25 protein-coding genes and 1 pseudogene are annotated in these 26,277 nt (G+C 50.1%); 8 read left to right on the top strand and 18 right to left on the bottom strand.

The window, feature by feature from the left end:
• Positions 1 to 439 precede the first annotated feature (439 nt).
• The 4 genes from R0134_RS06965 to R0134_RS06950 are packed head-to-tail and all read right to left on the bottom strand — an operon-like array spanning position 440 to position 5,572.
• Positions 440 to 2,722, bottom strand: a complete 2,283-nt coding sequence (locus tag R0134_RS06965) for a cation-translocating P-type ATPase (protein WP_319784078.1) — start codon at positions 2,720 to 2,722, stop codon at positions 440 to 442.
• Positions 2,709 to 3,305: a cytochrome c gene (locus R0134_RS06960; RefSeq protein ID WP_319784077.1), complete on the bottom strand. Its 597-nt coding sequence runs from the start codon at positions 3,303 to 3,305 to the stop codon at positions 2,709 to 2,711. Before R0134_RS06960 ends, R0134_RS06965 begins: the two co-directional genes overlap by 14 nt.
• Entirely contained in the window at positions 3,306 to 3,959 is a 654-nt protein-coding gene (locus R0134_RS06955; RefSeq protein ID WP_319784076.1) for a cbb3-type cytochrome c oxidase subunit II, read from the bottom strand.
• Positions 3,956 to 5,572: a cbb3-type cytochrome c oxidase subunit I gene (locus tag R0134_RS06950; protein ID WP_319784075.1), complete on the bottom strand. Its 1,617-nt coding sequence runs from the start codon at positions 5,570 to 5,572 to the stop codon at positions 3,956 to 3,958. Before R0134_RS06950 ends, R0134_RS06955 begins: the two co-directional genes overlap by 4 nt.
• A gap of 318 nt (positions 5,573 to 5,890) precedes the next feature.
• Between R0134_RS06950 and R0134_RS06945 the strand changes: the two genes are divergently transcribed.
• A complete protein-coding gene (locus R0134_RS06945) occupies positions 5,891 to 6,562 on the top strand; it encodes an ATP-binding protein (protein WP_319784074.1) in 672 nt (223 codons plus the stop codon).
• 231 nt (positions 6,563 to 6,793) lie between these two features.
• Positions 6,794 to 7,720 carry a DMT family transporter gene (locus R0134_RS06940; RefSeq protein WP_319784073.1) on the top strand — a complete coding sequence of 309 codons (927 nt, stop codon included), beginning with the start codon at positions 6,794 to 6,796 and terminating at the stop codon, positions 7,718 to 7,720.
• Here R0134_RS06940 and R0134_RS06935 read toward each other — a convergent pair.
• Positions 7,713 to 8,474 carry a class I SAM-dependent methyltransferase gene (locus R0134_RS06935; protein ID WP_319784072.1) on the bottom strand — a complete coding sequence of 254 codons (762 nt, stop codon included), beginning with the start codon at positions 8,472 to 8,474 and terminating at the stop codon, positions 7,713 to 7,715. The two genes, R0134_RS06940 and R0134_RS06935, sit on opposite strands and share 8 nt — an antisense overlap.
• 929 nt (positions 8,475 to 9,403) lie before the next feature.
• On the opposite strand from R0134_RS06935, the gene arcC reads away from it, so the two are divergent.
• Entirely contained in the window at positions 9,404 to 10,321 is a 918-nt protein-coding gene (arcC, locus tag R0134_RS06930) for a carbamate kinase (protein WP_319784071.1), read from the top strand.
• 462 nt (positions 10,322 to 10,783) lie between these two features.
• On the opposite strand, the gene R0134_RS06925 is transcribed toward arcC, so the two are convergent.
• The 4 genes from R0134_RS06925 to R0134_RS06910 form a co-directional block, all read right to left on the bottom strand.
• Positions 10,784 to 11,839: an NAD(P)H-dependent flavin oxidoreductase gene (locus R0134_RS06925; protein ID WP_319784070.1), complete on the bottom strand. Its 1,056-nt coding sequence runs from the start codon at positions 11,837 to 11,839 to the stop codon at positions 10,784 to 10,786.
• A gap of 46 nt (positions 11,840 to 11,885) precedes the next feature.
• Positions 11,886 to 12,869, bottom strand: a complete 984-nt coding sequence (locus R0134_RS06920) for a ribonuclease Z (protein WP_319784069.1) — start codon at positions 12,867 to 12,869, stop codon at positions 11,886 to 11,888.
• A 114-nt stretch (positions 12,870 to 12,983) separates the two neighbouring features.
• A complete protein-coding gene (locus R0134_RS06915) occupies positions 12,984 to 13,313 on the bottom strand; it encodes a cupin domain-containing protein (RefSeq protein ID WP_319784068.1) in 330 nt (109 codons plus the stop codon).
• A gap of 25 nt (positions 13,314 to 13,338) precedes the next feature.
• Positions 13,339 to 13,683: a hypothetical protein gene (locus tag R0134_RS06910; protein ID WP_319784067.1), complete on the bottom strand. Its 345-nt coding sequence runs from the start codon at positions 13,681 to 13,683 to the stop codon at positions 13,339 to 13,341.
• 328 nt (positions 13,684 to 14,011) lie between these two features.
• On the opposite strand from R0134_RS06910, the gene ggt reads away from it, so the two are divergent.
• Positions 14,012 to 15,751, top strand: a complete 1,740-nt coding sequence (gene ggt / locus R0134_RS06905; RefSeq protein WP_319784066.1) for a gamma-glutamyltransferase — start codon at positions 14,012 to 14,014, stop codon at positions 15,749 to 15,751.
• A 405-nt stretch (positions 15,752 to 16,156) separates the two neighbouring features.
• Here the strand turns inward: ggt and R0134_RS06900 are convergent, their stop codons facing one another.
• From R0134_RS06900 to R0134_RS06885, 4 genes are all read right to left on the bottom strand, one after another.
• Positions 16,157 to 18,220: a vWA domain-containing protein gene (locus tag R0134_RS06900; protein ID WP_319784065.1), complete on the bottom strand. Its 2,064-nt coding sequence runs from the start codon at positions 18,218 to 18,220 to the stop codon at positions 16,157 to 16,159.
• Between the two features lie 287 nt (positions 18,221 to 18,507).
• Entirely contained in the window at positions 18,508 to 19,056 is a 549-nt protein-coding gene (locus tag R0134_RS06895; RefSeq protein WP_319784064.1) for a heme-binding protein, read from the bottom strand.
• Between the two features lie 113 nt (positions 19,057 to 19,169).
• Positions 19,170 to 19,754 (bottom strand): nucleoside deaminase, encoded by a 585-nt coding sequence (locus R0134_RS06890; protein ID WP_319784063.1) that lies wholly within the window; start codon positions 19,752 to 19,754, stop codon positions 19,170 to 19,172.
• A 100-nt stretch (positions 19,755 to 19,854) separates the two neighbouring features.
• Positions 19,855 to 20,343: a hypothetical protein gene (locus R0134_RS06885; RefSeq protein ID WP_319784062.1), complete on the bottom strand. Its 489-nt coding sequence runs from the start codon at positions 20,341 to 20,343 to the stop codon at positions 19,855 to 19,857.
• A 221-nt stretch (positions 20,344 to 20,564) separates the two neighbouring features.
• Here R0134_RS06885 and R0134_RS06880 point away from each other — a divergent pair, with 221 nt between their 5' ends.
• Positions 20,565 to 21,050, top strand: a complete 486-nt coding sequence (locus R0134_RS06880; RefSeq protein WP_319784061.1) for a phosphate-starvation-inducible protein PsiE — start codon at positions 20,565 to 20,567, stop codon at positions 21,048 to 21,050.
• 148 nt (positions 21,051 to 21,198) lie between these two features.
• Positions 21,199 to 21,636: a YcgN family cysteine cluster protein gene (locus R0134_RS06875; RefSeq protein ID WP_319784060.1), complete on the top strand. Its 438-nt coding sequence runs from the start codon at positions 21,199 to 21,201 to the stop codon at positions 21,634 to 21,636.
• Between the two features lie 470 nt (positions 21,637 to 22,106).
• Here the strand turns inward: R0134_RS06875 and R0134_RS06870 are convergent, their stop codons facing one another.
• Complete coding sequence (locus R0134_RS06870; RefSeq protein ID WP_319784059.1) at positions 22,107 to 22,472, bottom strand: hypothetical protein; 366 nt, start codon at positions 22,470 to 22,472, stop codon at positions 22,107 to 22,109.
• 130 nt (positions 22,473 to 22,602) lie between these two features.
• On the bottom strand, positions 22,603 to 23,460 hold the full coding sequence (locus tag R0134_RS06865) for a PA4780 family RIO1-like protein kinase (RefSeq protein ID WP_319784058.1): 858 nt from the start codon (positions 23,458 to 23,460) through the stop codon (positions 22,603 to 22,605).
• A gap of 339 nt (positions 23,461 to 23,799) precedes the next feature.
• Here R0134_RS06865 and R0134_RS06860 point away from each other — a divergent pair, with 339 nt between their 5' ends.
• The gene (locus R0134_RS06860; RefSeq protein ID WP_319784057.1) at positions 23,800 to 24,543 is read left to right on the top strand and encodes a class I SAM-dependent methyltransferase; all 744 of its coding nucleotides are present in this window, start codon (positions 23,800 to 23,802) and stop codon (positions 24,541 to 24,543) included.
• A gap of 198 nt (positions 24,544 to 24,741) precedes the next feature.
• Here the strand turns inward: R0134_RS06860 and R0134_RS06855 are convergent, their stop codons facing one another.
• Complete coding sequence (locus R0134_RS06855) at positions 24,742 to 25,056, bottom strand: DUF6172 family protein (RefSeq protein ID WP_319784056.1); 315 nt, start codon at positions 25,054 to 25,056, stop codon at positions 24,742 to 24,744.
• Positions 25,057 to 25,264: 208 nt separating this feature from the next.
• On the bottom strand, positions 25,265 to 25,621 hold the full coding sequence (locus R0134_RS06850) for an ACT domain-containing protein (protein ID WP_319784055.1): 357 nt from the start codon (positions 25,619 to 25,621) through the stop codon (positions 25,265 to 25,267).
• A 12-nt stretch (positions 25,622 to 25,633) separates the two neighbouring features.
• Between R0134_RS06850 and R0134_RS06845 the strand changes: the two are divergent.
• Positions 25,634 to 25,855: pseudogene (locus tag R0134_RS06845) on the top strand (DUF1971 domain-containing protein); the annotation flags it as partial.
• 144 nt (positions 25,856 to 25,999) lie between these two features.
• Here the strand turns inward: R0134_RS06845 and R0134_RS06840 are convergent.
• Positions 26,000 to 26,248 carry a DUF3297 family protein gene (locus R0134_RS06840; protein WP_319784054.1) on the bottom strand — a complete coding sequence of 83 codons (249 nt, stop codon included), beginning with the start codon at positions 26,246 to 26,248 and terminating at the stop codon, positions 26,000 to 26,002.
• Between the last annotated feature and the right edge of the window lie 29 nt (positions 26,249 to 26,277).

Below are 26,277 nucleotides of genomic sequence, written 5' to 3'. Positions count from 1 at the left end.
ACATTTGAGATAAGGGTTCGTGCCCTGCTCTGCGTTCAGCTAGAAACAAACATGTTAGCTTTGATGTAATACCAATCCAAATAAAAAAAGCGGCCTGTTCAAACGGAAAGCGAGCGGAAATTGCCACGAGTTACAAAGATAGACACAGTACTTGTAGTCCCACGCTTTAGCTGTGGGTCCTGCGAAGCAGGATACTTTAAAATTCCCGCTGAGACGGGAGTGCCAGCTAAAGCGACACACTACAAAAAAATTCGCAAGTTGGGTCTAGGTGTTGGATTCTCCTAATCACAACACACATGACCTCCAAAAAGTTGATTAATCTGACCAATTTATTTTACAAAATAGTGTAATGATAATTCAGCACGGTTTTAGTTATGACTTAAACTCTCCAGCTACGCTGGCACGCCGAACACTCTTATATAAAAAATAACGGTCGATTTTACGTCTCACTCTTCACCCTTGTATGTTCTGTTTTAAAGGGTGCTTTGCCTTGCATGCGCACGCTGTTGAGTAGCACACATAAGCTGCTCAACGACATGGCGACGGCGGCAATCACCGGATGGATCCAGCCAAAAATCGCCAGTGGGATCACGCAGCTGTTGTACGCTAACGCCCAAAATAAGTTCTCATACATCAATTTTTGCGCTCGCTTAGCCAACTTTAGCGTAGTAGGCACCTGTTGCACGCCATCTGGTAAGTACACGGCGGCCGCCATGCCGGTGGCCGAGTTAGCCTGCCCCACAGCAATTCCCAATCCAGCACCGGCCAATGCCAGCCCATCATTGAGGCCATCCCCTACAAATGCCACCTTGGCTTTGCGCTCGAGCGCCTCAATAAAGCAATGCTTTTGCTCAGGGCTGCGCTCATACAAGACATGTGCGGCGGCAATACCCAGCCTTGAGGCCAAGTCATGACAGGCTTGTTTGGTGTCACCGCTGAGCAAATAGATGGTATAGCCTTGCTGCTGCAAGGCGGTGATGGTGGGCAAAGCCTCTAGCCGCAGGGTTTCTTGAAAACTGATGCTGCCCGCATATTGACCTTGAAAAGCCAAGTGCACCTGCATGCCCGAATCAATCAGCTCAGGCATGCTAATACCTTGTGCGGCCAGCCAAGTAGCACGTCCCGCCAAGGCGGTGCCGTGATCACCGCACCAGCAGGTACCTTGGCCAACAATAGTTTCCCTCTCACCCTGCGTATTAGGCGTGACTTGCTCGGCCATGGCTGTTTCGGACAGGCTTGCAAACAACCCTTTGGCGACGGGATGCGCGCCTTGATACAAAATATTCAGCCCCAATTGCAGCAAGTCTTGTTCGCTCCAACCTGAGGCAGGCAATAGCTGTTTAATGCTGGGGGTGTCCGTGGTTAAGGTGCCGGTTTTATCAAACACCACTACTTTCACGTCGGCGGCCGTCTCTAATGCCGCCGGATCCCGTAAGATAATGCCGGTATTAATCATGCGTGCATGGCCCATGGTGATCACCAAGGGAATGGCCAAACTCAAGGCGCAGGGGCAACTGACGATGAGCACCGCCACTCCACGGCCAATGGCCGAGGTAAGATCTGCTCCTTGAAACCAGGCCAGTAGCACCGCCAAGCCAGCGGCCACTAATATAATGGGGATTAATAATCGCGCGATACGATCCGTTAATTGTTGCAGCGCCGGCTTACGGCTTAATACCTTGCTGATGGAATGCGAGAGGCGGTCAATACGCCGCTCCCCCACCGTAGCGGTGACGATTAACGTAAGCTCACCTTCTATCAGGTTGCAGCCCGCCAGCAACTCATCACCCGCAATCAGCGTTTGCGGTTCGTGCTCACCGGTGAGAAGTGATAAATCCGCCTGACCGGCGCCGCTTTGTACCACGCCATCCAGCGCCAGCTGCTCGCCGCTCATTAATATAATGCGCTGGCCTAAGCGCACACTGCTGGCTGGCTGCTGATTACTATTACCCGCGTCATCCAGCACCGCTACCTTGTCAGGCATATCTTGAAAGTAACGGCGAACCACTTCAGAGGCGCGACGGCGCACGCTGGTATCGAGCAAGCGCGCCACTAACTGAAAGGTAATAAGCATCACAGCCGCATCAAAATAAACGTGTGCTGAACCTTGGTAAAGTTGCCACACTGAAATCAGCACCGCCGCCCACACCGCTAAGGTGATCAGGCTGTCTAGCCCCGGCGAGCCCGCTATTAGCGTACGCCAACCCACCCGATAAAAATGGCTGCCCGAATAGAGCAACACAGGAACGGCAAACAAGCCGCTGGCTAAGGCCAGCGGCCACATTAATTCGGGTTCAACTGCGCCCATTGGCGCGAGATAAAGCAAGATGGCCGGCATCATGCTCCACATACCAAATACCACCGCCACCGCAAGGCGCAGCTGCAATTGCTTGCGCATTTTTTCGGCTTGCAGCGCACTACGTTCCGGGCAAAGAGAGGTATGTAATTGATAACCCAAACGTGCCACGGCGCGCTTGAGCAGCTTGATATCTGGTTTATCACCCTGCCAGCTGATCATGGCGATGTCTGCGGAAAAGTTAACCGCCGCGTCGCTTACATTAAGCTGTTTCTTTAATCGGGCTTCCACCGCGATGGCGCAGCTTGCACAGCGCATGCCTTCTACCATCAAGATCATACTTGGTTGAGTATGTGCTTGCTGGGTATCGCTTGCTACGTCGACCGATAAATACGCCGTGGCAGCCATCAGGTTAGGGTTTTCCAAAGACGTCTATTAGCTCCTCTTCTGACCAAGGCCCGCGCTCACCAAAGCGCTCCACGTGCTCATCCACTAGCAAAGCCTCTACTGGGGTTGCCGCATTGCCCCACTCGCTTCTGACATGGGTTAATACCGCCGCAATGTCAGCGCTAGACAAGGTAGCGCCAAAGGGCGGCATCACACCCGCGTAGCTCACACCGGCCACTTCAATTGCACCTTGTAAACCATCATGTACGATAGACACTGCAATGGCCGGATCCGCCAACAGCCACTCACTGCCCGCTAACGGCGGGAAGGCACCCGGAATACCCAGCCCACTGGCTTGGTGACAAGCACTGCACTGAGCACTGTAAATAGCCCCGCCATCAATGCTGCTTGCTCCTCCTTCGGTATTGGCCACCACTTGTACAGGGACACTGCGGCTATCACCGCCCAACATGGGCTTACCAATTTGCCAAACGTAATAGCCCACCCCCCAGAAAAGCAGTACCACTATCCAAGCGATGACGATTTTAGGGACTCCGCGATCGCCTTCTTCTGGCTCGGGAGCTTCACGGCGTTGCGCGCGATGTTCTTTTTGACTCATCATCTACTCCTTATCTGTCTGGGTTTGCTCTGTAGCTTGCTCGGAGGCTGGCTCTAATGGCTGCGGTGCAGGTTGTGGCAAAGTGGGAGCCGGATAGGTATGGTCTAGCGACAGTAGATAAGCTACTAATGCCATGGCTTCATCGGTGGCCACTATTTGACCCGACTCTGGACCATAAGGCGGCGGCATATTCACAACTTTATCCTCAGGTCGCGCTTTATCTACTTGGAGGAACAAGAAGCGATAGGGAGGCATAATACTGCCCTTCATCACCGCTTGTGGGTTATACAAATGGATCAGGTGCCAGTCTTCACTGGGTTGGCGGGCCGCGATGTTAAATAAATCCGGACCGGTACGCATGGTACCCAGCAAATGCGGTCTGTCGTACGTATAATCCCCCGGCACACCTGGACGCCCCCAGCCGCGGTCTCGGTCACCGGTTGCAAAGCTGGGATCTCGGGGCTGTTGGCTATGGCAATACACACAGCCATTGGCGATATAAGACTGACGACCCACCAGCTCTTGCTCCGTATAAGGTTTTAGATCTGGCGGCACTGCCTCAGTCGACATTTGGATATAGGGCAGCACCACTAAGGTTAAGGTGGCTAGCAGTAAAATAAAGGCCGCCCCTATCATGATTGCGAGAGCACGTTTCATGATGAGACCTCCTTGGCATTAACGCGGAACAGAGTCGGCTCATTTTTAACGCTACCGCGGTGTTTCAGCATCGCAAAGAAGTGTACGGCAAACACCACATGACCCAAGACCATCATAGTACCGCCCACGGTACGGCCTTGTAGGTAAGGAATCGTCATCTGTACAATTTCCAGGAACGGCGTTTTAGCATCTAATAAAGCCACCCCTTGCAACCAACCGGCCGCAGTTAGTGCCACAAAGTAGATCAAGAACCCGATGGCCACTAGCCAGAAATGCAAGCTGATCATGCGTCGCCATGGCCATTCCCAATCGGTTAACCGGGGCATAATGAAATACACAGCGCCAAACAAGATAAAGCTTAAAAATGCATACATACCTAAGTGCGCATGCGCCACCGTGTAATGGGTAAAGTGGGTAATAACGTTGATGCTGCGTAGCGCTTCCATAGAGCCTTGCAAGGAAGAGAAGGTATACATAAGTGCACCTATCCAGACAAAGCGCAATGTAGGCGAATCTTTAAGTCGTGAAAAATGCCCCCACATGGTGCCGTGGTGGTTAATGGCCACGGTAATGACCGGAATCGACATCATGACACTGTGCACAATAGACAAGGTCACCAACCAAGTGGGGATAGGCCCGCCAATCAGGTGATGAATTCCCACTTGGCTGTAAAATAACGCCAAAGACCAAAAACCAATCAGCGACAATTTGTAGGAATAAATCGGACGCCCCAAAATTTTAGGGATCAGGTAATACGCGGTGCCTAGGCCTAACGGCGTCACCCATAAACCCAGTACGTTATGAGCAAACCACCAGTTAACGGTGGCACCGGTCGCACCGGGGAATAAATAAGGCGCATTAGCAATCAAAAATAAGAAGGGGAACCACACTAAAGCTGCGAGAAAATACCAGCTGGTCACATACAGATGTTGAACCTTTCGCCGAGCACAGGTCACCAATAAGGGAACGGCACAAAGCCCGCCGGCAATCACGAACAAGATATCGATTTGCCAAGGAAACTCCAGCCACTCTTGACCATCGGAGAGCCCCATATTAATGGCGCCAATTCCTAAAATCATGCCGATGTTCCAGATAACGGCGCCCGTCACCGCATACTTAGCCCCATGCAAAGAAGTTTTGAATAGTCTGGGGATTAAAAATAATACCACTCCAATGCCCGCCATCGACGCCCAACCATAAGTCACGGCGTTCAAGTGCATCGGTCGGATACGGCCAAAGGTCCACCATGGGCTATCGGCTAAAAATTCAGGATAATGCATCTTGATAGAGGAGAAGAGGCCATATAAGGAGCCTATTAATAACCACACCACAGCCGAGGTTAGCCAAGTGAGCACCGCCGTTTTGGATGAATGGTCGGCTATCCAGCGCGATGTTACCGCTTGGTGTTGTTCTTGATTGTCGCCCAAAAAAGCCGGCGTACTTTCTAACGCGGGGTCTTCACTGTGTCCTTCTTCTCCGGGGGTAAAAATGGTCCGCGCTGCCGCTTGGCTTTGACTAAATTGATTGGTGGCAATTGACCAAATCAATAGCAGCAAACCCACAGTGGACAGCAAAAATGTAATGATCAGCAAGACTGCTATGGTAGGCGTCATAATGAATCCTATTGTTTCATGTTGGATGCATATTACGTTTTTGAGTATGGTTTCTTTACTGAGAAGTTCAAGAAACCCTGCGTGGTCTTTAATACTGCAAGTAAAGCCTAGTCAAGCTTAAATTTTCTCTCCTGCTGCAAAGTAAAATAAGTGACAATGCTAAGTGAACATGCAGACTCGCAACGACCTTGTTCAATGAGGCGACTGTTCAAGGAAGCGATAGCCGCCTCAACAAACGCCCTAAAGAGGGCCAGCCAATGTGAATTTCACTGTGCGGGCCACCAATAAAAGAAGGAACGTATAGGAAAGAAAATATTAATGTCTTGGAGCAGTGGCAAAGACAGCGCGTGGGCCTTGTATTGTTTGCAACAAAACCCTGCGTTTGAAGTAGTGGGATTATTTACCACTGTTAATGATGAGTTTGAGCGAGTGAGCATGCACGGGGTGCGGGTTGAATTAGTACAGCAACAAGCACACAGTCTGGGCTTACCGCTAGACATTATTCGCCTGCCTAACCCTTGTACCAATGAGCAATATAGCCAATTGATGCAAACCTTTGTGGATGACGCTAAAGCGCAAGGCATTACCGCCATGGCCTTCGGCGACATACTGCTGGAAGATGTACGAAACTTTCGGGAAAAGCAGCTAACAGAGGCGGGAATGGAAGCGATATTCCCACTGTGGGGGCTGGCCACACACCTATTACCGCAAGATATGTTTAATGCCGGCTTACGCGCCTTAATCACCTGCTTGGATCCTAAAAAAGTACCGCCGCACTTTGCCGGTGCAGAGCTCAGCACTGCCGTCTTAGCTGCCCTACCCGAGGGCGTCGACCCCTGCGGCGAAAACGGTGAGTACCATACCTTTGTGTTTGACGGCCCCCTGTTCAAACATAAACTTCGGGTGCAAGTCGGGGAGGTGGTGACGCGTGATGGTTTGGTGTTTACCGATCTGTTAGCCGAGCAGCAGGTGGTGAGCGCGGCTCAGTAACACTACTCATTGAGTCTTGTATGGTAGGCCTGTGAACGGCTCAGTACTGCACAGGCTTCAGTGGCATGCCACGAGCGGCTTACTGCTCACTCTCGGGTTTATTATTCGAGCTCTACACTCGTACTCAACTCTCGTACTCAACACCCGAGCTCAACACATAGGTTGATTTAATATTAAGGTAATGTTTTTATTACCTTAACTTGCTACCGGGAACTTTTAATAAGGAAGCGCATGCCCCCTGAGATTACGATCTCTCACACTGCACAGAAAGCTTGGTTAACTCCTTTATTATGCTTGTTATGTGGTGGTGCTTTGCTGGGTTTGTCGACTAACTTGGCCAAATTGGCCGGAGAATTGGCACTGGCACCCTTGGCGTTTTTAACCTGGTCCATTAGTGCTGCCGCCATTATTTTGTTGGGTATCGCCACCCTGCGCAATACCCTACCGCCCTTTACCCGACGCACCTTAGAATACTATGGCGTATCGGCGTTGGTGGGAGTGGCAGGCTCTAACTTTATTTTCTTTTCTGCCGTGCCTCACGTGGGTGCTGGCTTTGTGGCACTCATTATTGCCCTGCCGCCCTTACTCACTTATGTGGGCGCGTTGGCATTAGGGATGGAGCGCTTTAATATTTTGCGGGCCACTGGAGTGGTGGCCGCCTTAGCGGGTGCGGGCGTATTAGCCATCAATAAGCTAAGCGCATCTAATGCGGACAATTTTTGGATTTTAGTGGCGTTGCTGGGTCCGGTGTTACTGGCCATTGGTAATCTTTATCGTACTTTGCGCTGGCCGCCGGGGGTGGCGGCCGCGGCGTTAGCGCCCGGCATGTTGCTTGCGGCAGCCATCATGCTATTGGCGACCGGTTTATTAACTGACTTACCTTTGCGCTTACCGCAAGAAAAAGCCCTGCCCTTAGCCTTGATTGGCGCTCAAGCCTTGGTCTTTTCTGGCCAATTTTTGTTGTTATTTACGCTACAAAAAATCGGTGGCCCCGTGCTCTTGAGTTTGCTGGGTGCGGTGGGGGCAGTCGTAGGTGTGCCTATTGCCGTGTTATTGCAAGGTGAGGCGCCACCTCAAGGGTTATTACTGGGCGCGTTATTAATTGGCAGCGGCGTGGCATTAGTGACGCTTGGCCGAGCAAAAACCTCCGTTAGATAAGTGTGGCACTCACATATCCGGTTTCGCCCGCTCGTGCTTGCAACTGTTCGCCCACTAAGCGCCAATAAAAAGTGCGTGCGTTATCTGCATCGCCTAATGTCAGCATTAAACGGCTACCACACAAGTCCGTAGCGATAACCTCAACTGGCTCTCCATTCATCCACGCTTTAGCGCTAATGCGCTGAAACGTCTGACTGAGTGCGATTTTGTATTGTTGATTATCTTGGGTGTGCCATTGCCAAACTCCCGCTACGTTAGCCGGTATCACCCACTTATAAATATGTGAACCCGCCGCAAAGCAGCGGTCGTCTGGCTCCCATTCACCCATATCAAACGAATTCGATACGATGCGCGTGCCGGGCTTTAGCTCGGTTAAGAGCTTGGGTCGCAACAAAAGGTTAATGCTTTGCAGCAAATACATAGTGACCACGGTGGCACGACTGATGTCGGCGTTAAAAAAATCGTCTTCAATAAACTCGACCAAGTGATCCATGCCCATGGAGGCGGCAAACTCACGAGCTTCGTCTAAGCGCAGCGGATCCATATCGATACCCACGCCGCGCGTATCTCGTCCCATGGCGGCGGACACCACAATACGGCCGTCTCCCGAGCCTAAATCGTAGAGAAAATCGTGGCTCGTTACTCCCGCTAAGTCGAGCATACTCTCGACGATAAGCTCATCAGAGGGCACAAAAGGTACATTGAGATCTGAGTTAAATTCAGCACCATCATTAAGAATAAATTCGCTAAACAAGCCCATCTCCTCATATCAATTAGCCACGTCAGTCTGGCTGACAGCCCGCTATATTAGCACATCCGCAACTTTTGATTAAACGCGCCAAAAAACCTGCCGCCTGCCCCACTCTAAAAATAACGACGTCTTCAAACAAAAAACACCCTCACACAAGGTGTGAAGGTGTTTGGGTACTCGCCGAAGGCTTGGCGTTTTTTTACCTCTCGCCTTACCCCTCACCCATTAGGGTCACTGAAAGTATTACACCTTAAATTGCGTCACCAAACTGCGTAACTGCTCGGCGCGCGTCTGCTGCACCTTGATCGCTTCCAGTTGTTACTCTGCATTATGGTAAATACTGGCGACACTGTCTAAAATCAAGTGCGCCGAGTCATTAATGTGCTCTGCCACCGCGCCCTGCTCTTTCGTTGCCGATTACGTCCATTCACAAGATCATTACAAAAGACTCCAAGCACACCGAAACAACCTTCACCCGAAGATAAAAAACACACTTAATAATGAGTTATTTGAAATTTATGTAAGGTAAATGAAAATGAGCGTTAGTTGTTACGATCTTTAGGGAAATGAAAACCCTAGTGGGGCGGAATTCTGGCGCAAAATACGCACTCGGCATTCAAAAAATGTGCAACCATTTCCGCCTCTGGCTAGCAAGCACCCATACCCTGTCTTTTTTGGCTTTACTCTTCATTACAAAAGGCAGAATTTGCTGCTTTTATTGAGCTAAATGAGTAGAATGCGCGGCGGCATCCAAGCCGTTTGGGTTATCTCGAACCGACTTGGGTAGTAAAACAGCCAGCCCTCACTGACTCGATCCGTGATGCGCATCATTATTAGAGCTGTTTGAGCGCAGGCTTAGGCCGGTGACTTCTCAAGCAAAAAGTCCTATCCACATCAGCATTCCTGATGTGGCCAAATTTAAGACCTTAATTATGTTAGTTGTAGCAGCACTAGGCGGTAATGCCTTATTACAGCGCGGTGAGCCGCTGACGGCTCAAGTACAGCGCGAGAACGTAAAAGTGGCCGCGCTTGCTTTGGCCCAAATTGTTAAAGCCGGCCATCAGCTGGTGATCACTCATGGTAATGGCCCACAAGTGGGCTTGTTGTCCTTGCAAGCAGAAGCCTATAACGCCGCAGAAAGCTATCCACTTGATGTGTTGGGTGCACAAACTGCAGGCATGATTGGCTACTTGGTTGAACAAGAGCTAGAAAATGCCTTGCAGAACAGCCGCCCGATTGCCACCTTGCTGACGCAAGTGGTAGTGGATGCCGCAGACCCCGCTTTTTTAACGCCCACTAAGTTTATTGGTCCCGTATACAGCCAAGAAGAAGCCGAAGAACGCGCCGCTAAAGCCGGCTGGCAGATTGCCCAAGATGGCAATAAATGGCGTCGTGTGGTGGCCTCTCCTCAACCCTTGGATATTCCTGATTTAGGCGTAATTCAATTGTTGGTGGAAAAAAACGTAGTGGTCATCTGCAACGGCGGCGGCGGTATTCCGGTGGTGCGTGATGCCAATAACGGCTTGCAAGGCATTGAAGCTGTGATTGATAAAGACCTCTCTACGGCATTTTTAGCTAAGCAGCTTGGCGCCGATGCGCTCTTGCTACTGACGGATGTTGAAGCCGTATACCATGGCTTTGGTACCCCAGACGCTAAGCCGTTAAGCACACTCACGGTGGCTGAGAGCATAGCGCTCAACCTTCCTGCAGGATCCATGGGGCCAAAAATCAAGGCCGCGTGCAGTTTTGCCGAGTCTGGCGGTTTTAGTGCCATTGGTCGTTTGTCTGAAGCCTTGGCATTATTAGGCGGCCAGGCAGGTACTCATATCGTGAGCGAACCGGCAGAGTAATCACCTTGGCTAAGTAGAGGCAGCGGGCTTTGAGCTAGGTTGCCGTTAACTCAGCTTAACGAGACGACTTTACTGCTCCTTTTATTGCACTCTTTAGCACAGCTAAAGAGTGCAATCTTTCGTTGCTGATTGCTGGCTAGCAAGAACTATCTAATACCATTCTGGAAATCTAACTGATCATACCATCCTGCTTCGCAAGACTGTTTTTTGTAGTGTGGCAATTTATTCGCCACGGTTTTATGTTTTAAAATAGCCAGCGAAGCTGGCCCGTCGAACAAGTTGACGGCTACAAAGTAAAAACAAAAAACGTGCTGAAGTCCTCTTTACCAAAAGGACGAGATAGAACATATTTTTACTTCGATTGGTATAAATTATTCAAAGCAGCCTGCTCTACCTAGTGCTAGGCACCTATCCCTTTACGCTCGCTTAAAAGCCTCAACTTTCAATCTGCTACCGCTTCTCTTATTCGCCGCGCGCTAACTCTACGATTAAAGCTTTCATTAATTCAGCTGCGGGTAAGGCGCGGGCTAACGGCGCCCCTTGTCCGGCCCAATAGGCAGAAAAGTCATGGCAACCCCGTTGGCTGGCCGCCAGATGTAAGGCTTTTGCCGCGCTGTAGGCCGTCGGATAAGCGGCCAATTTGGCACCATACACGCCAAGCTCTTGATGCCAGCGATTAGCGAGCCCCCGCGCCGGTCGTCCAGAAATCATCGTCGTAATACCCGTATGGTACGCCTTGGCACTGCCCAAATGGGCACGATAATCCTGACTGGCATTCGACTCTGGACATAAGATGAAAGCCGTGCCTAATTGCGCAGCACTGGCGCCTAAGTTTAATACCTGCCTAATACCCTGCCCATTCATAATGCCGCCGGCGGCAATAATGGGCAGCGAACACTGGGGTGTTAATAACTGTAATAAACCGAACAGGCCCAGCTCTGGATCTTGTGCCGAATCAAAGACGCCTCTATGGCCGCCCGCTTCAATGCCTTGAGCAATAATGCCATCAAGCCCAGCCTCAATAATGGCGTGTGCTTCATCGACATTAGTCGCACAGCCTAACAATTTTATGCCCGCCGTTTGCAGCGCCTCAATACTGGCTTGACTCGGCAAACCAAAATGAAAGCTCACTACCGCAGGCCGTTCACTCAACAGCATGGCGAGCAGGTCGGGATTATCATTAAAGCTCGGGTATGCAGGCGCTATGTCAGTAGGCACATGCGCACCAAACTCAGTAAAGTAAGGCGCCAGCACGTTCAACCACTGTTGATTGCGAGCAGGGTCGTCGAGAGGTGCTTGATGACAGAAAAAGTTCACATTAAAAGGCCCAGCCGTGGCCTGCTTAAGCTCACGGATTTGCTGGCGCGCTTGCCCTACATCGCTTGCGCCTAAGCCTAAGGAGCCAAGCCCCCCCGCATTAGACACCGCCGCCGCTAACGCCACCGTCGCCGTACCCGCCATAGGCGCTTGAATAATCGGATATTGAATACCCAGTTGCGTTAAGAAAGAATCTGCCATATCCGTATCCACCATTAACCTATGCCGATTAAGTCACCTTGGTTCGCTAGCCGCTAGCGTCGCGTTTACTCAGCTTGCCTGAATTATCCAAGTGATACAGCGCGAGATCTTGAGCCAAAAACAAGGTGCCGCTGTAGTACTGCCTCGCTTCTTGCTCGATTTCATTAATGGTATGTCCTTTACCGCCATTTCTATAACGAGGGCTAAAGTGCGTGAGTATTAAGTTAGGCAAGGCCACCGCTTGGGCAAATTCGGCAATCATTTTCGCCGAGCTATGCTGCGCTTCGGCGCCCACTTTATCGGCAATATCTTGGGTATAGGTGGCTTCATGAACCAGCAGCTGCGCCGATTGTGCGCAGTGTGCCAGCAAAGCGGGATTATCATTATCGCCAGCAATAATCACTGTATAGGGGGGGCGTGTCGGCAACAGATATTCATCACTACTACGCTCACCGTTAATAATGCGCCCATCAGGCAAAGTGGCGGTTTCACCGCGCAGCAACTGCCCCCAGACCTCGCCTGATTCAATGTCGTCCGCCAATAACTTAGCCTTATCAAGTTTGCGCAACACAACCGTTTCTACAAACTGATAAGCAAAGCACGCCACCCGATGCGACAGTGGTATCGCTGAAACCAAAAAATCGTCCAGCGCCACTGGGGCCGTTAAACTGGCCACATCAATAAAATCCAGCTCATAACCCAAGGTAACCTGAGTAAGCTGCAGCGTAATTCGCAACCATTCTGGTAACTCTTTAGGCCCAATAATGGTGAGTGGTGCCGTGCGCCCCATTAGGCTGGCACTGGCCAACAACCCCGGCAAGCCGTAGCAGTGATCGCCATGTAAATGGGTAATACAAATTGCTTGTAAGCGATGTAATGATATAGGTGCACGCAGAATACGATGCTGCGTCGCTTCCCCGCAATCCACTAATATCCAAGGTTTAGCGTCGACCTTTCTTAACGCCAACCCTGTTACATTACGGCTTTTAGTGGGCGTGCCCGCAGACGTACCCAGAAACAGTAACTCCATTCACGCTTCCTTTCATGTTGTGTTACTGGTTTCAGTATATTGCATACTTTATGACTATTAGGCCGTAAATAGGCCGTAAATTTTCCTTTTTAGCGGCCAGCACTGCTGTATGTTCTAAGAACTATCGGCATGTTGAAAGAAAATAGCCAGCCACACGGTAAGATCATCAGGCTTAGGATGGGTAACTTTATGCAAGGTATGAGCAGGAATATGCAAAAAATCGCCGACGTTAAGCGTCACAACTTGGCCATCGGCAAACACTAAACTGCCCTCGCCTTGCAGCACCAACACCCACTCATCTTGCTCTTGGTCATACCAACCCTGCTCAGGTGAGCTATGCCCTTTAGACAGGATCCGCTCAATGCGTACATTTGGTGTATTGAGCAAGTCTAAAAAGTGCTCGTGAGTTAAATCGGCCGGGATATTTTCGAACATATTGTGCATCGGAGAACCTCAGCGTCTGACTCTATCAATCACCATCGTGAATATAATGGGTATCAATATAATGACACCACTCTTCACTGTTCAAGTCCGCTAAAGCACTGTCGCCGCGAATACCCAACTTAAATTCCACCACAGAGCGCCATTCACTGGAGCCTAAGTCGGGCCCATGACCTTGCCCATCACCCGTAACAACCTGGCTGTCTACTTGCTGGTACCAGTCATTTGAGCAACCCGGAAACTCGGCAGTGACTGCAGGGTTCGCTAAGCCCGCTTCCTCGTTTTGGCTTACTTGCGGCCCGCCGCTATTATCAAAGCAGCCGACTAAAGCGAGTGCCGCGACTACTAACAGCCCTATTTTTATTTGCATCATCAACTCCCGCTGCTATTCGATGTTTATTAGTCTTATCATGCAAGCTTGAGCGCACCTTGGCCAGATGTACAACGACCAATGCGAGAGGTTAGCCACACTTTTGCACTCTGACTCAGCAAGCGGCGAACAATAACCATTACACTGCTTTTTGTTCGGTCACCGCCAGCGCTTGGGCAGTGTGAGCTGCTCACTGTTAAGCAGTCACGGTTAATCTGTTGCTATTAACCACTCATTATTAGGCTTGGCGCTGATAGACGCGTGACACGTTATGACTCATGTAGCGCATGCAAAGGTGTGCGTTCAGCTGATAGTTCAAGGAGAGTTAAACATGAAAAAGGACTTTCGACCCGCCCTCGCAACGGCTTTGTTACTCAGTTGTTTTCAGTTATATGCCGCCCCCGCCGTGAGTACCGGCCATGGCGGTGCTGTGGCCACCGTATCGGAACAAGCCAGCCAGGCCGCACTGCAGATTTTAGATAAAGGTGGCAACGCCATCGATGCAGCAGTGGCAGCAGCCGCCACACTGGGCGTTACCGACCCCTTTAGTTGCGGCATCGGCGGTGGCGGCTTTATGCTGATTTACTCCGCTAAAGACGACAAGGTGATCAGCATCGATCACCGAGAAACCGCGCCCGCCTACTTTAACCCTTCGGTATTTTTAGCCGATGGTGTGGCGCTGGAATGGGAAGCAGCAGTGCCCAATGGCATTTCAGTGGGCGTGCCCGGCACAGTATTAGGCTGGCAAGAAGCCCTCACTCGCTATGGCACCATGAATTTTGAGCAGCTATTAGCACCCGCCATCAAGGTGGCCAACGACGGCTTTGCCGTCAGCGAAAACTTTCACCGCATCAGCCAAATTAACGAGAAAAAATTTGCTCGCTTTGAGAGCGCCAAAAAGCTGTATTTAACTGACGGTAAAGCCCATGCCGTTGGCACCCACTTCAGTAACCCAGACTTAGCCAATACTTATCGACTACTGACCAAGGGCGGCGCTAAGGCATTTTATGAAGGGGATATAGCCCAAGAGATAGTAGCCGCCGTTAATCAACCGCCGGTGACCGAGGGTACGCAAGTGCTCTCAGGCAAAATGAGCTTGAACGATCTTAAAGATTACGAAGTGCGGATCCGCCAACCCATTCACTCCACCTACCGCGGTTATGATGTGTACGGTATGGCGCCGCCCTCCAGTGGGGGTATTGCCATCGCCCAAGCGCTTAATATGCTGGAGACCTTTGATTTAGCTAACCTGCCACGGGCAGAGGTGGAGCACTTATATTTACAAGCCTCTCGCCTCGCCTTTGCGGATCGCAATGCGTATGTCGCCGACAGTGAATATACGGATGTACCTACCCTAGGTTTGCTGTCTAAAGACTATGCCAAGCACCGCGCCAAGTTGATGAGCGGTCAAGCGCTGAACAAGAGCGAGCCCGGGGATCCTTTTGTGTATCAAGAAGACCCCTCTGTGCCACTGCGCCCAGCGAGCGCCACTTTAAGCCCAGAGACCTTGCATACCACACACTTAGCTGTTTCAGACCGCGAGGGTAATGTGGTGGCCTATACCTTTACCATCGAAGATTGGGGTGGCAGCGGCATAGTGGTGCCCGGACGCGGCTTCTTGCTGAATAACGAGATGACCGACTTTGACTTTAGTGCGCCCCACCCTAACGTGGCAGAAGCCTTTAAGCGCCCTCGCTCCAGCATGAGCCCCACTATAGTGCTGAAAGACAACAAACCCGCCTTTACCATCGGCTCACCCGGTGGCTCCACTATTATCACTACCGTGCTGCAAACCATGGTCAATCACATTGATTTAGGCATGTCACTGAGTGAAGCCGTAGACGCGCCGCGCTTAAGCCAGCGCAATGGCGACACTACTTTGGTAGAAACTATGTTGGCCTTTCCTAATAGCGAGCAAGCCAAGGCGCTAGCAGCCAAGGGCCATAAATTTACCGAGACCGACCAAATAGGCGCCGCCAATGGCATCGTCTTTAACGCTGACGGTACTGTAACCGCAGTCAGTGAGTCTAAGCGCCACGGCGTGGGTACGGCGCTGGTCCAGAAACAGTAAGCTTATATCCAGATTTAAATCAGTAGATAATGAACAGGGGCAGCCACTTGGCTGCCCCTTTTTTAATGCTTAAGTTCAAACAAATAAGTTTGTTACCCTCAACAACGCAAAGCACCCCTCAAACGAATACCTGATTACGTATGAACCTCAGCCATAATGCACCCTGTTTCGGTTTGTTCGTTTCTCACTGCCCGGTTGGCTCCAAGGCCAAGGGTCTGGCACTTGTAGCAGCCAATTTATTCGGCTGGCCAGCTCCGCTGGCTGTTTGTGTGGTTTAGGAATAAAACCAAAGCCGTGCCGAAGCCCTCTTCGCCGAAGAGACGGGTATCTCCCTGTAACCTATTGAGTTCATTGGTACTGAATTCACTGAAACATGGCTGAGCTTTGTGGGTAATCAGGAACGAATCAGTTATCTACCACCGTAAACGCTTGCTTGGCCAGTACCACACCACTGCCGGATCCGCGTAAGATATAACGCACTTGGTACTCTCCCGCTTTAGCTGGGGCTTTAAGCTGGCCCGGCTCATCATCCACCGCATCTCGTGTATAAAAATACGCCAATTCTCCGCCAATGCGTTTATGGTCAATGGCCACTATATCTACATAATCGTCATGGCCAGCAGGGCCGGTCCATGTCACGTCAAGAGTAGAACCCGCAAGTACACTGCGGGATACGGCCACAGTCGCGTCTGGCTTAGTAACGCTAAAAGCTTGTTTGGCCAGTACCACGCCGCTGCCGGAGCCACGCAAAATATAGCGCACTTGATACTCTCCGGCTTTAGACGGCGCCTTAAGCTCACTCGGCTCATCATCTACTGCATCCCGCGTATAAAAATACGTCAGCTCCCCGCCTATACGCTTATGATCGCTCGGTACTATGTCTACATAGTCATCTTTACCGGCGGGCCCGGCCCAGTCCACGGCTATGACTGAGCCTGCGGCCACGCTTAAGGGCACTGACACTTTGGCCTCAGCGGCTGTCACACTAAAGGGTTGCTTGGCCAACACACTGTCGGCACCCGCACCGCGCAAGATATAACGCACTAAATAATCACCCGCTTTGGTCGGCACCTTAAGCTCATGAGACTCACCATCTGCTGAGTCTCGGGTATAAAAATAGGTGATCTCGCCGCCTATACGCTTATGATCACTCGCGACTATATCTACATAGTCATCTTTACCGGCAGGCCCGGTCCAAAAAATCGGCAATATCGAGCCCGCAGTTACCTGCTTCGGCGCCGAGACGCTCGCCTGGGCGGGCAGCACGGTAATGGGAATACTGTGCAAGACCCGTTTTTTATCTGAGCCTTTGAGGATATAGCGAATGTGATAAACGCCAGGTTTGGTAGGCGCGCGTAACTCAAGCTCTGGCTCAGATTCAGCGGTAACATACACATAAGCAAGCTCACCGCTGGTGCGCGTGACACCATCCGGTACCAAATCGAGGTAATCATCTTTATGCGCAGGCCCCTTCCATTGGATAGGAATACTGCCACCGGCTTGCACGTTATCTGGCGCAATTAAGGCCACATCCGTATCGGTAAGCTCAAGGGTTTCGGTTGCCAACACATGGCGTTGATTATCAACGCCCCGCCAAAGATAGCGCACTTGATAAGCGCCCGGTTTACCCGCCGCGCGCACGGTGAGCGGCGAGCCTGCTTTGGTATAGGTATATGCCAGTTCACCGTGGGTCTTTTTATAATCCAGTGGCACCAAGTCAATATAATCATGCTCGCCATTGGGCCCTGTCCAACTCACAGTGATATCTGCCCCTATGGCCACGCTCTTATCAGGATCCAAGCTTGCCTCCGGTAATACCAGCGGCGCTACCTCGGCTGTTTTTTCGGGCGTGACCACGACGGTATTTAACAGTGCATCGCGTAGCTCATCTGCATTAGTGGCAGCGAAATATCGACCACCGGTATTTTCTGCTAAACACGCCACCTGCTTACCTTGGGCATCGGTTAAATCAAATCCCACCACGTGTGCGGTAAAATCAATGCCTTGCTTGGCTAACTCGGCGCCCACGGCACAGGGGTCGGCTTGGCAATTTTCTAGGCCATCGGTAATCAAGATCACGGTGGCTTTTTCTTCGGTGTAAGCTAGCTCTTCTGCCGCTTTGAGCACCGCCGCAGACAAGGGTGTTTTACCAAGAAACTTCATGTTAGCCGCAGCCAGATTAATGGCCGGCCCCGTTCCTGCAGCAGGCTTGACTACCACTTCAATATCGTTACAGTTGCCTTTTTCTCGGTGGCCGTAGGGGATTAAGCCCAATTCCATATCAGCAGGCACATCACCGAGCACGATGGCCAAAGCATCACGGGCAATCTGCAACTTAGGCTGGCCGTTAATTTGGCCCCACATAGAGCCAGACGCATCCAGCACTATCATGGTTTTACCCTCTGCCCAAGCTAGGCTGCTGGAGAGTGCGATTGACGTGGATAACAGCCAACTGCATATTAATTTCATGGCATACCTCGCTTTAATAAATTCCATTTTATATTCAGCCCATGACCAACAACGGAGCTCCTTACCCAGTAGCAGTTCGTCAACCGCTCTTCTGCTCTACCCAGCGTGCATTGTTAAAAGTGTGGTTATTGCTACAGCATCATCTCTATCGGGAATAGAAAATAACATCGGCAATGCATAGCTCTGTACCAGTGTAGGTCATGGTTAACGGCCAACTCTTTATGCCAAACTCGGCTGACGTGCAGGTCATGGTTTAAGCCCATCTGAATGAAAACAGAATCGCGAGCTTATTCACAGAGTCGAGTAATGGGGATTAACACTTCGTTGCGGCGCAAAAACCACAGCGTAAAAGGTGGGTTATAACGGGCCCACATGGCCTCACCCGTTGTTTGGTAGACTTGCGTTTGCAACCATGCTTGTAACGACTGTTTATGCTCAAGATAGGCTTGTTCAGACCAAGAGCCCGAATAGCGCACCGCAGCCATTTTTTGTGCCGAGACTGGCTGTAAGAGAACGTGATGATCTTTCGGTACTGGCAAAGTGTCGAGGCGCGAACCCGCAGGCATCATAAAGCTCACCTGCCAAATGCCATTTACTGGCTGGCTTTCTGAGTGCTGGTTTTCTGCTTGCTGGACCACTGGCGAGGTCATGGGAATTTTTTGCAAGTAGTGATTATGGCCAGAAATATACTTAAATAAGCGGCCAAAGGCTTGCCTGCCGATATTACTGAATTCGCCCTCAACCCATGTTTTTGCCACCACATGCGGTGCATACTCGCGTACCTCAAAACTGCCATATTTGAGCAGCACGGTAAACTTAGCTTCTTCGCTGGCCATAAGTCATTCGCTTCTAGAGTCAATAGCGCGGATGGGCAAAGAGCTTTATCGTCAATAATAAGCCACAGCCCTTAGCTAAGACTGTAGCCGATTACTCATCAGTGTCTTGAAAACTAAGGAAGGTGTGGCACCGCACTCAGCCCTTGCCAGTCTTCTAAGTCTTGCTCGGGATTCTCTTGGCGAAAGCGCGCGTATTGGGCCACCCCGTCAGCGTCTTCTAATACCTCTACTTTCACGCCTTTTTCTTGCAACACGGTTTCCGTACCCGAGGCATTGGTCATGTCGCCCACCACCACGCGGCTAAAGCCACGCATATAAAGCAAGGTCGCACACACCACACAAGGGCTTAGGCTGGTGTAGAGCGTAGTCTGGCTAAAATCGAGGCGCCCCGCATCTTTGATCGCGGCCGTTTCACCGTGGTTATAGGGGTGGTTGTCTTGCACCAAGGTATTGTGCCCTTTGCCAACTATCTGCTTGGTCGCATTATTGACTATTACCGCACCTATTGGGCAGCCGCCTTCCAGCAGGCTTTTTTGTGCCAAAAACACGGCAATGCGCATAAAGTCTGCATCAGTTAAGCTGCGCGCAAACTCGTTATCCATTAAGACTTCAAGACTGGCGGTGGGCATATGCGCGATGGCCCTTAATACGGCATCTGTACTAGCTGTGTCTTTATTAAGCAAAGCGGTGGTGTTCATTTATTATTCATCCTTGTAAAAAGCGCATCTAGCTGACTGCTCACTGGCTGCCATCTAATAATACACATTTGCGGCAGCGCATATTTACGGCACTACCTGTTTACGGCAATAGAATATTAGCGCCATCCAGTTGTTCGGGAGTAGCACTCGGCTGCATCGACGGATTGGGCGGATAACGATTGCCATCAAACTGCAGTAATTTTTCGGCGCCGTCACTGTGCACGATTAAGTTCTGCCAGCCTTCACTTTCGGATTTTCCAACACGAATGGGTGGGCGCGTCACCGTGCTTCTCGAGATAACTTCAAAGCTTGACCCTTCGGCTTGTTGTCCCAGCACTTGGCCCTTTAACACCAACAGCGCGCATCCCCCTGAGCCACACCAGTCACTGCCCGCTAATAACACCAGCGCATCCTCTACACCATCATGATTTAAGTCCATAAAGGCATGCTGATATTCAAGATCAGCTTGCTCGGTAAACTCCGCAAGGGCCACCGCCAATTGCTCTTCTGCCGTGGGTGGGTGGCCACAGGCAGTGAGCGTTAGCGCCAGCAGTGCCCCGGCCATTGTTACTCGTTTGCTGCTGTTCATTGGCTTGTTCCTTTCTCTAAACCTGTGAATACTTAATAATGACGGTGACTTATCTTCAATCTGTTTCAGCTCCAACGCAATTAAAGGTGGTAAGAGTGATAACATTAGCGCTTAAATATAAAGCAGTGACACTCTCGTAAAATCTCATAGTGGACAACCCAATAATGGCAGCCAGTACGCGCCGCTAAAAGACGCAGCACATACCTTTAGGACTTTTTACCATGAAACAAAGCCAAGCGAATAGATGGCGCAGCAATATACACCAGCATGCCGAGTCAACAGGCAACCTCTTGGTTGAAATTTTTCACTATCTGGCGCTATTTGCCATCGGCGGCATGACAGCATGGGCCGGTACGCTGGCCGCTCTCGATATGCTGGCTAAAGGATCCGCCTCCATCGATGATATTTTATTACTGTTTATCTATCTTGAGTTAGGCGCCATGGTAGGCATTTACTTTAAAACCAACCATATGCCAGTGCGTTTTTTGATTTACGTGGCCATTACCGCCTTAACAAGAATGATGATTTCAGATATTTCACACCACGATGCCCCCGATATGGGTGTGGTATATATCTCTGGCGCTATTTTATTATTAGCCATCGCCGTGCTCGTGGTGCGTTATGCATCAGCACGCTTCCCAGGGGTTAAGCCCGCCATCCCTAGCCAACAGGTAAGTGCAGAAAGCCATGAAGGCACTGAGCGTTAATGTCTTCGAATAAGTGAGGCATTTGCACATCTTTCGGAGAGAACATCGCCAAACGGCCGTAAAAATGGCGGTAACTCCCGAAAATTGGCTTAACTTCGCCAAGTATCGTTTAATAGGCGAACCATTAAGCAGATAAAAGAGTCAAAACGTGCGGGAAAAGTTTTGGGAGCGCTATAAGCTAGCTGAATTAAACACTAAAGAATGGGAAGCCTTATGCGATGGCTGCGGTCAGTGCTGCTTAGTGCGCCACGTGGATGAGCATCAAGTGACTGTCTTTAATATCAGCTGTGAATTGTTGGATGTCAGCAGCAGTCGTTGCAGTGATTATGAGCATCGCCTTAGCAAAGTGCCCCACTGTCATCCGCTAACCGCAGAAAATGTTGCTGAATATAGTTGGCTACCCGACTCCTGCGCCTATCGCCGCCTGCATAAAGGCGAGCCATTAGCGAGTTGGCATCCGTTATTGGCAGGCTCGCGTCAAAAAATGCAGCAACTTGGCATTACCGTTAGCCCCACGGCGCTGCCCAGTTCACAGGTGCCCAGACACCAACGCAATCACTACATTATTAAAACGAAAAATCTGTAACTTAGCCCTTCGGCAGACCTTATAGCCGGCCGTCTCTTTGGTAAAGAGGACTTCGCCGGGCCAGCGTAGCTGGTTATTTTTAAGGTTTAGGGATAATACAAACCGTGCTGAATAAATTTGCACCTACAAAAGATAGGCACTTTGTAGCCGGGAATTTATTCGCCGGTCCTGCGAAGCAGGATGTTTTAAGGGCACATAGAAAACCGTGGCGAAGTCCTCTTCGCCGAAGAGACGGCCACCCTACAAAAGATAGGCACTTAGTAGTCGGAAATTTATTTGCCGGACCAGCGTAGCTGGATATAAATTATTGACGCCCAACAGAGTATCTACAAGGTCAAAACCAAGCGCTAAGACAGTGGCCAAGGAGTATTGAATCTTTAAGAGCCTGTAACGACAAAATCCACGTTAGTTCCGCAGCATTACTTATTAAAAATAAGGCGCGTTAAATAAAATATGTTTCGGACAAGCACTTATTTAATAATTTCATCTTTACCGATGGCGTCTCGCGCTTCTGCTGCCGTCATCTTGAGCGGGGTATAAATACAAGCAACGCCGCCCTGAGTCAGGGCAATGCTAAAGCGATGGTCGCAATTGACCGCTGCAAACAAGACCGGCAGTTGTTCATTACCGAAGGTGGAAGGCAGAAACAGGACTTTTTGGCCCGCTTTACAGGCTAAAGCCGTGGCGTCTTTCTGCCAGTTCTGCACTTCGCAAAGCTGCTCTTGGTCGATGTTAATAGCCTGCTCTTTGGCTGCGGCCGGCTCTTTACAGGCCGCTAACGCGAAGATGGCCATGGCGCCAAGCAAGACTCTTTTAAACCTGAACTCATTAAACATAGTGACTCATCAGTGACATGATTTAACGTTATGCCCTATGGCTGGGTACGATTAAGGCCCAGCCAGACGCATCTTATCTTGAGCGCCTTAACTTAAGCATTTGTAACTTAAGCATTTTAACTTGGACTCACTAGTCGCCTTGTTCAGCGTCTCGTACCCGATCACGGCGCTCAAACTCCTCTTCCATGGCCGCATTGATTTCATCAAGCACTGAGCCCACGTCCGCATCATCACCTGAGTCTTCAAATTCGCCACTCAGCGTTGAGTTAGGCGTTAAATTACCCTCTTCATACAGCGCCCACATCTCTTTGCCATATTGGGTATGCATTAAGGCGGGTACAAAGTCTCCGTAATAGCGGCGCATGTTATTCACATCCCGCAAAAACATGGCTTTGGCACTGTTATTGGCGGCCGCATTCACCGCCTGGGGTAAGTCAATGACTACCGGACCATAGGCATCCACCAGCACATTAAATTCTGACAAATCACCGTGAATAATGCCCTCACACAGCATTAGCTTGATGTAGTGCATCATAACGCCGTGATCTTCCATCGCTTGCTCTTGTGACATGCTCACGTCATTAAGCCGTGGTGCCACATCGCCGGTGTCGTCGGTCACCAGCTCCATCAGCAAGACGCCATCGATGCAGCCAAAGGTTTCAGGTACGCGCACACCGGCGCGGGCTAAACGAGACAGCGCATCCACTTCGGCATTTTGCCAAATCTTTTCTTCTTGCTCACGGCCAAATTTTGAACGCTTGGCCATAGCGCGGGCTTCACGGCCGCTGCGCACTTGGCGCCCTTCTTGGTATTGCGCCGCTTTTTTAAAGCTGCGCTTTATCGCATCTTTATACACTTTCGCACAGCGAATATGCTCACCACAGCGGACCACGAACACATCGGCTTCTTTGCCGCTCATGAGGCGGCTAATAACTTCATCGATCAACCCCTCTTCAACGAGAGGTTGTAGGCGTTTGGGTGTCTTCACAGGCTACCTGCTAAGTAGTGTTGGTTATCAATCATAATTTTTACGAGTACGCTCTGTCTGTATCTGGTATTTGTGTGAAACAGGATATCACTTTTGACGATTAAGGGCAGTGATGACTCAACTGCGAACCTTCAACCTCGCCATTCGGCCTAGAGTCTGTTGACCTTTATGCCACTTAATAAGGATCCCACACATCAATGATGTCAGCGATGCCTTTGATCTTAAACGCATCTGTTTCCTCATCTTCAAAACTTGCGCCAGCCCCTATGTATCTTGCAAAGCAGGCCGATTAGTTTACTATGCGCCACCCCAAAATATCTTTGCAAAAAATAGGCCAAGATGTCCGCCAACGCACTCTATACCGACTTGTCAGGTTATTACGATTTAATGTGTCTCGATATCGATTATCGGGCACAAAGCAGCAGCATTAATCGGCTGCAGCAAATTTTTGGCAACGGGGGTAACACCCATCTGGATTTAGCTTGTGGTACGGGCCCACACGTGCGGCATTTCATTGATTTTGGTTATCAAAGCAATGGTCTTGACCTTAACCAACCTATGTTAGATATCGCACAACTGCGCTGCCCTGAAGCACAATTTTCTTTGCAAAACATGAGTGAGTTTAAGATTGCGGAGCCGGTAGACCTGATTACCTGCTTCTTATATTCCATTCATTACAACGATGGTATTAATAAACTCAAACAATGCATAGCCAGTGTACATAGCGCGTTAAAAACACAGGGCGTATTCTGCTTTAACGTGGTCGACAAGCACAAAATTGATAACGAACTCTTTGTAAGTCACACAGCAACCCAAGACACCAGTGTCTTTACGTTTCGTTCGGGGTGGCATTATCCCGGAACTGGCGACAAACAATCACTGCAGCTTAGCATTGGCAAAACCACCGGCGAAGAAGCGCAAGTGTGGCATAACGAGCACCCCATGGTAGCCGTGAGCTTCGATGAGCTAACCGCACTATTAACGCCATACTTCGAGGTTCATATTTTTGAGCATGATTATGAAAAAATAGTGCCGTGGGATAGGTCTTCTGGCAATGCTATTTTTAGCTGTATAAAGATTTAACTGGGTTGAAAACCGCCGTGGGGGGATAAAATTGCAGGTCAAGGATATTCAATCACTCACGGCAAGCAGTGAGCAAAAACGGCGAAAGAGAAACAGAGCTCTTCTTACGCCGTTTTACACCGTTCACAAGCAGTCACACTCAGCCTTGCTCAAGCATTAACTCACTAAGCATGACGTAATCAGGCATGAGCCTGCTACTTACGCTTGGTCATCCGCAGAGGTCGCAATCGAGCGAGGGTCATGCTTACAGGCTCTGGCCAGTATCTCTACATAGAACTCAGGCAACTCTTGCGCCACTACTGTATCAATGTGCTTATTGATTTCAGAAGGGAAAACATCAGTCGCAGTCTCAGCTGATGCACCAAAACGGCAATCAAACGCCCAGTAGTTCATGCCGCTAGGCAGGGTCTTGTTACGCTCTCTCTTAAGGTATTTTTTTATTTCATGCTTAATAGAGTCTACCCTGCGCGCAAGTGGTAATTTAGGGTGAGCTAAAGCGAATGTCTTTTTCATGGAGTTCCTACTGGGATTTGCTATAACGCTGCATTCAGCACTCAACGGCTGAATGATCATTGAACGGCGCATTCTACATGGTTAGCAGCAAGATAACTGCCAATTTCAGTGGTTTTCTGTCGCCAATAACAACTCAGGTTCAAGCTCGGCGCTCGAAGCAATAACTAAATAACTCATTTGGAGCTTATTTTCGCCTGATGAAAAATAGCTAGGCGCTGAGCTCTTGGATTGCTGACAACGCCGCCTCTGCGCTCGCGGCGGGAACAAAGATATGATCGTGATAAAAGGCCGCTATCACATTGGCACTGATGCCCTTAGATGCGAGTTGGGTAGATACCGCAGCCGTTAGCCCCACCGCAGCTAAACTGGAGTGCACCGTGAGCGTAATTTGGCGAAACGAGCTGTCAAAGCTTAAATCCGCTTTTAGCGCAGCAGCTTTGCTAACCACCAGCGTGAGTCCTTCAGCTTCAACAAAGCTCGCCACTGGGGCTAACTCCAAATACTGAGCCAAACTGCCTGGCACGGTGCAGAATACAAACTCATCATCAATCAGTATTGGGTTCATTGATACCAATGCGTGTTTGGTCAAATTTGTGTGATGCAAGGCACGGTCACCTTTTACGGATTCGCCAATGAAGCCACCACAGCGCCCGAAAAAACGGTGGTGATCCACGCGGGGCAGTTTGCTGTTAGTCCGCCCCAATATTGGCACCGTGTAGAGTTAAGTGATGATGCTCAATTTAACATCAACTTTTGGTCAGAAACCGATACCGGCCTAGATTTATCTAGACCCTGTTGAGCTTTATTTTTTAGGGAGAGGGCGTGAATTGCGTTGAAATTATTCAACTATTACACTAACTCATGCGACAGCTCATACGCCAAATCATACACCAATTCGGCAGTAGGCTGTCCCTCGCTAAGCAGCAATAATCATTAAGACAGCTTAAAGATAATAAGCTTCAACCGTGCCTTTTAACGTTATCAACAAAGGTTGGCCGCGACGGTCTAATGCTTTAGACGAAGATATTTTGACCCAGCCTTCACTGATGCAATATTCTTCGACATCCGTACGCTCTTTGCCGTTGATCCGAATACCGATGTTGTGCTCAAAAATCTCTGCCACATGGTGTGGGCTACGAGGGTTACCCGAAAGACGATCCGGTAAAGCGGGGAGCGAGGTAGTGTCGTTCATGTTTGATCTGCCATAAGTAAAAAGTGAAC

Source organism: Oceanisphaera sp. IT1-181 (assembly GCF_033807535.1).
Taxonomy (GTDB): Bacteria; Pseudomonadota; Gammaproteobacteria; order Enterobacterales; family Aeromonadaceae; genus Oceanimonas.
This window is presented reverse-complemented; position numbering and strand designations above follow the sequence as displayed.

Bases quoted from the DNA above. Each gene is read 5' to 3' on its own strand.
- R0134_RS06960 (WP_319784077.1), bottom strand. From the start codon at position 3,305: ATGATGAGTCAAAAAGAACATCGCGCGCAACGCCGTGAAGCTCCCGAG.
- R0134_RS06955 (WP_319784076.1), bottom strand. From the start codon at position 3,959: ATGAAACGTGCTCTCGCAATCATGATAGGGGCGGCCTTTATTTTACTG.
- R0134_RS06950 (WP_319784075.1), bottom strand. From the start codon at position 5,572: ATGACGCCTACCATAGCAGTCTTGCTGATCATTACATTTTTGCTGTCC.
- R0134_RS06945 (WP_319784074.1), top strand. From the start codon at position 5,891: ATGTCTTGGAGCAGTGGCAAAGACAGCGCGTGGGCCTTGTATTGTTTG.
- R0134_RS06940 (WP_319784073.1), top strand. From the start codon at position 6,794: ATGCCCCCTGAGATTACGATCTCTCACACTGCACAGAAAGCTTGGTTA.
- arcC (WP_319784071.1), top strand. From the start codon at position 9,404: ATGTTAGTTGTAGCAGCACTAGGCGGTAATGCCTTATTACAGCGCGGT.
- R0134_RS06925 (WP_319784070.1), bottom strand. From the start codon at position 11,839: ATGGCAGATTCTTTCTTAACGCAACTGGGTATTCAATATCCGATTATT.
- R0134_RS06920 (WP_319784069.1), bottom strand. From the start codon at position 12,869: ATGGAGTTACTGTTTCTGGGTACGTCTGCGGGCACGCCCACTAAAAGC.
- R0134_RS06915 (WP_319784068.1), bottom strand. From the start codon at position 13,313: ATGCACAATATGTTCGAAAATATCCCGGCCGATTTAACTCACGAGCAC.
- R0134_RS06910 (WP_319784067.1), bottom strand. From the start codon at position 13,683: ATGATGCAAATAAAAATAGGGCTGTTAGTAGTCGCGGCACTCGCTTTA.
- ggt (WP_319784066.1), top strand. From the start codon at position 14,012: ATGAAAAAGGACTTTCGACCCGCCCTCGCAACGGCTTTGTTACTCAGT.
- R0134_RS06900 (WP_319784065.1), bottom strand. From the start codon at position 18,220: ATGAAATTAATATGCAGTTGGCTGTTATCCACGTCAATCGCACTCTCC.
- R0134_RS06895 (WP_319784064.1), bottom strand. From the start codon at position 19,056: ATGGCCAGCGAAGAAGCTAAGTTTACCGTGCTGCTCAAATATGGCAGT.
- R0134_RS06890 (WP_319784063.1), bottom strand. From the start codon at position 19,754: ATGAACACCACCGCTTTGCTTAATAAAGACACAGCTAGTACAGATGCC.
- R0134_RS06885 (WP_319784062.1), bottom strand. From the start codon at position 20,343: ATGAACAGCAGCAAACGAGTAACAATGGCCGGGGCACTGCTGGCGCTA.
- R0134_RS06880 (WP_319784061.1), top strand. From the start codon at position 20,565: ATGAAACAAAGCCAAGCGAATAGATGGCGCAGCAATATACACCAGCAT.
- R0134_RS06870 (WP_319784059.1), bottom strand. From the start codon at position 22,472: ATGTTTAATGAGTTCAGGTTTAAAAGAGTCTTGCTTGGCGCCATGGCC.
- R0134_RS06860 (WP_319784057.1), top strand. From the start codon at position 23,800: ATGTCCGCCAACGCACTCTATACCGACTTGTCAGGTTATTACGATTTA.
- R0134_RS06855 (WP_319784056.1), bottom strand. From the start codon at position 25,056: ATGAAAAAGACATTCGCTTTAGCTCACCCTAAATTACCACTTGCGCGC.
- R0134_RS06850 (WP_319784055.1), bottom strand. From the start codon at position 25,621: ATGAACCCAATACTGATTGATGATGAGTTTGTATTCTGCACCGTGCCA.
- R0134_RS06840 (WP_319784054.1), bottom strand. From the start codon at position 26,248: ATGAACGACACTACCTCGCTCCCCGCTTTACCGGATCGTCTTTCGGGT.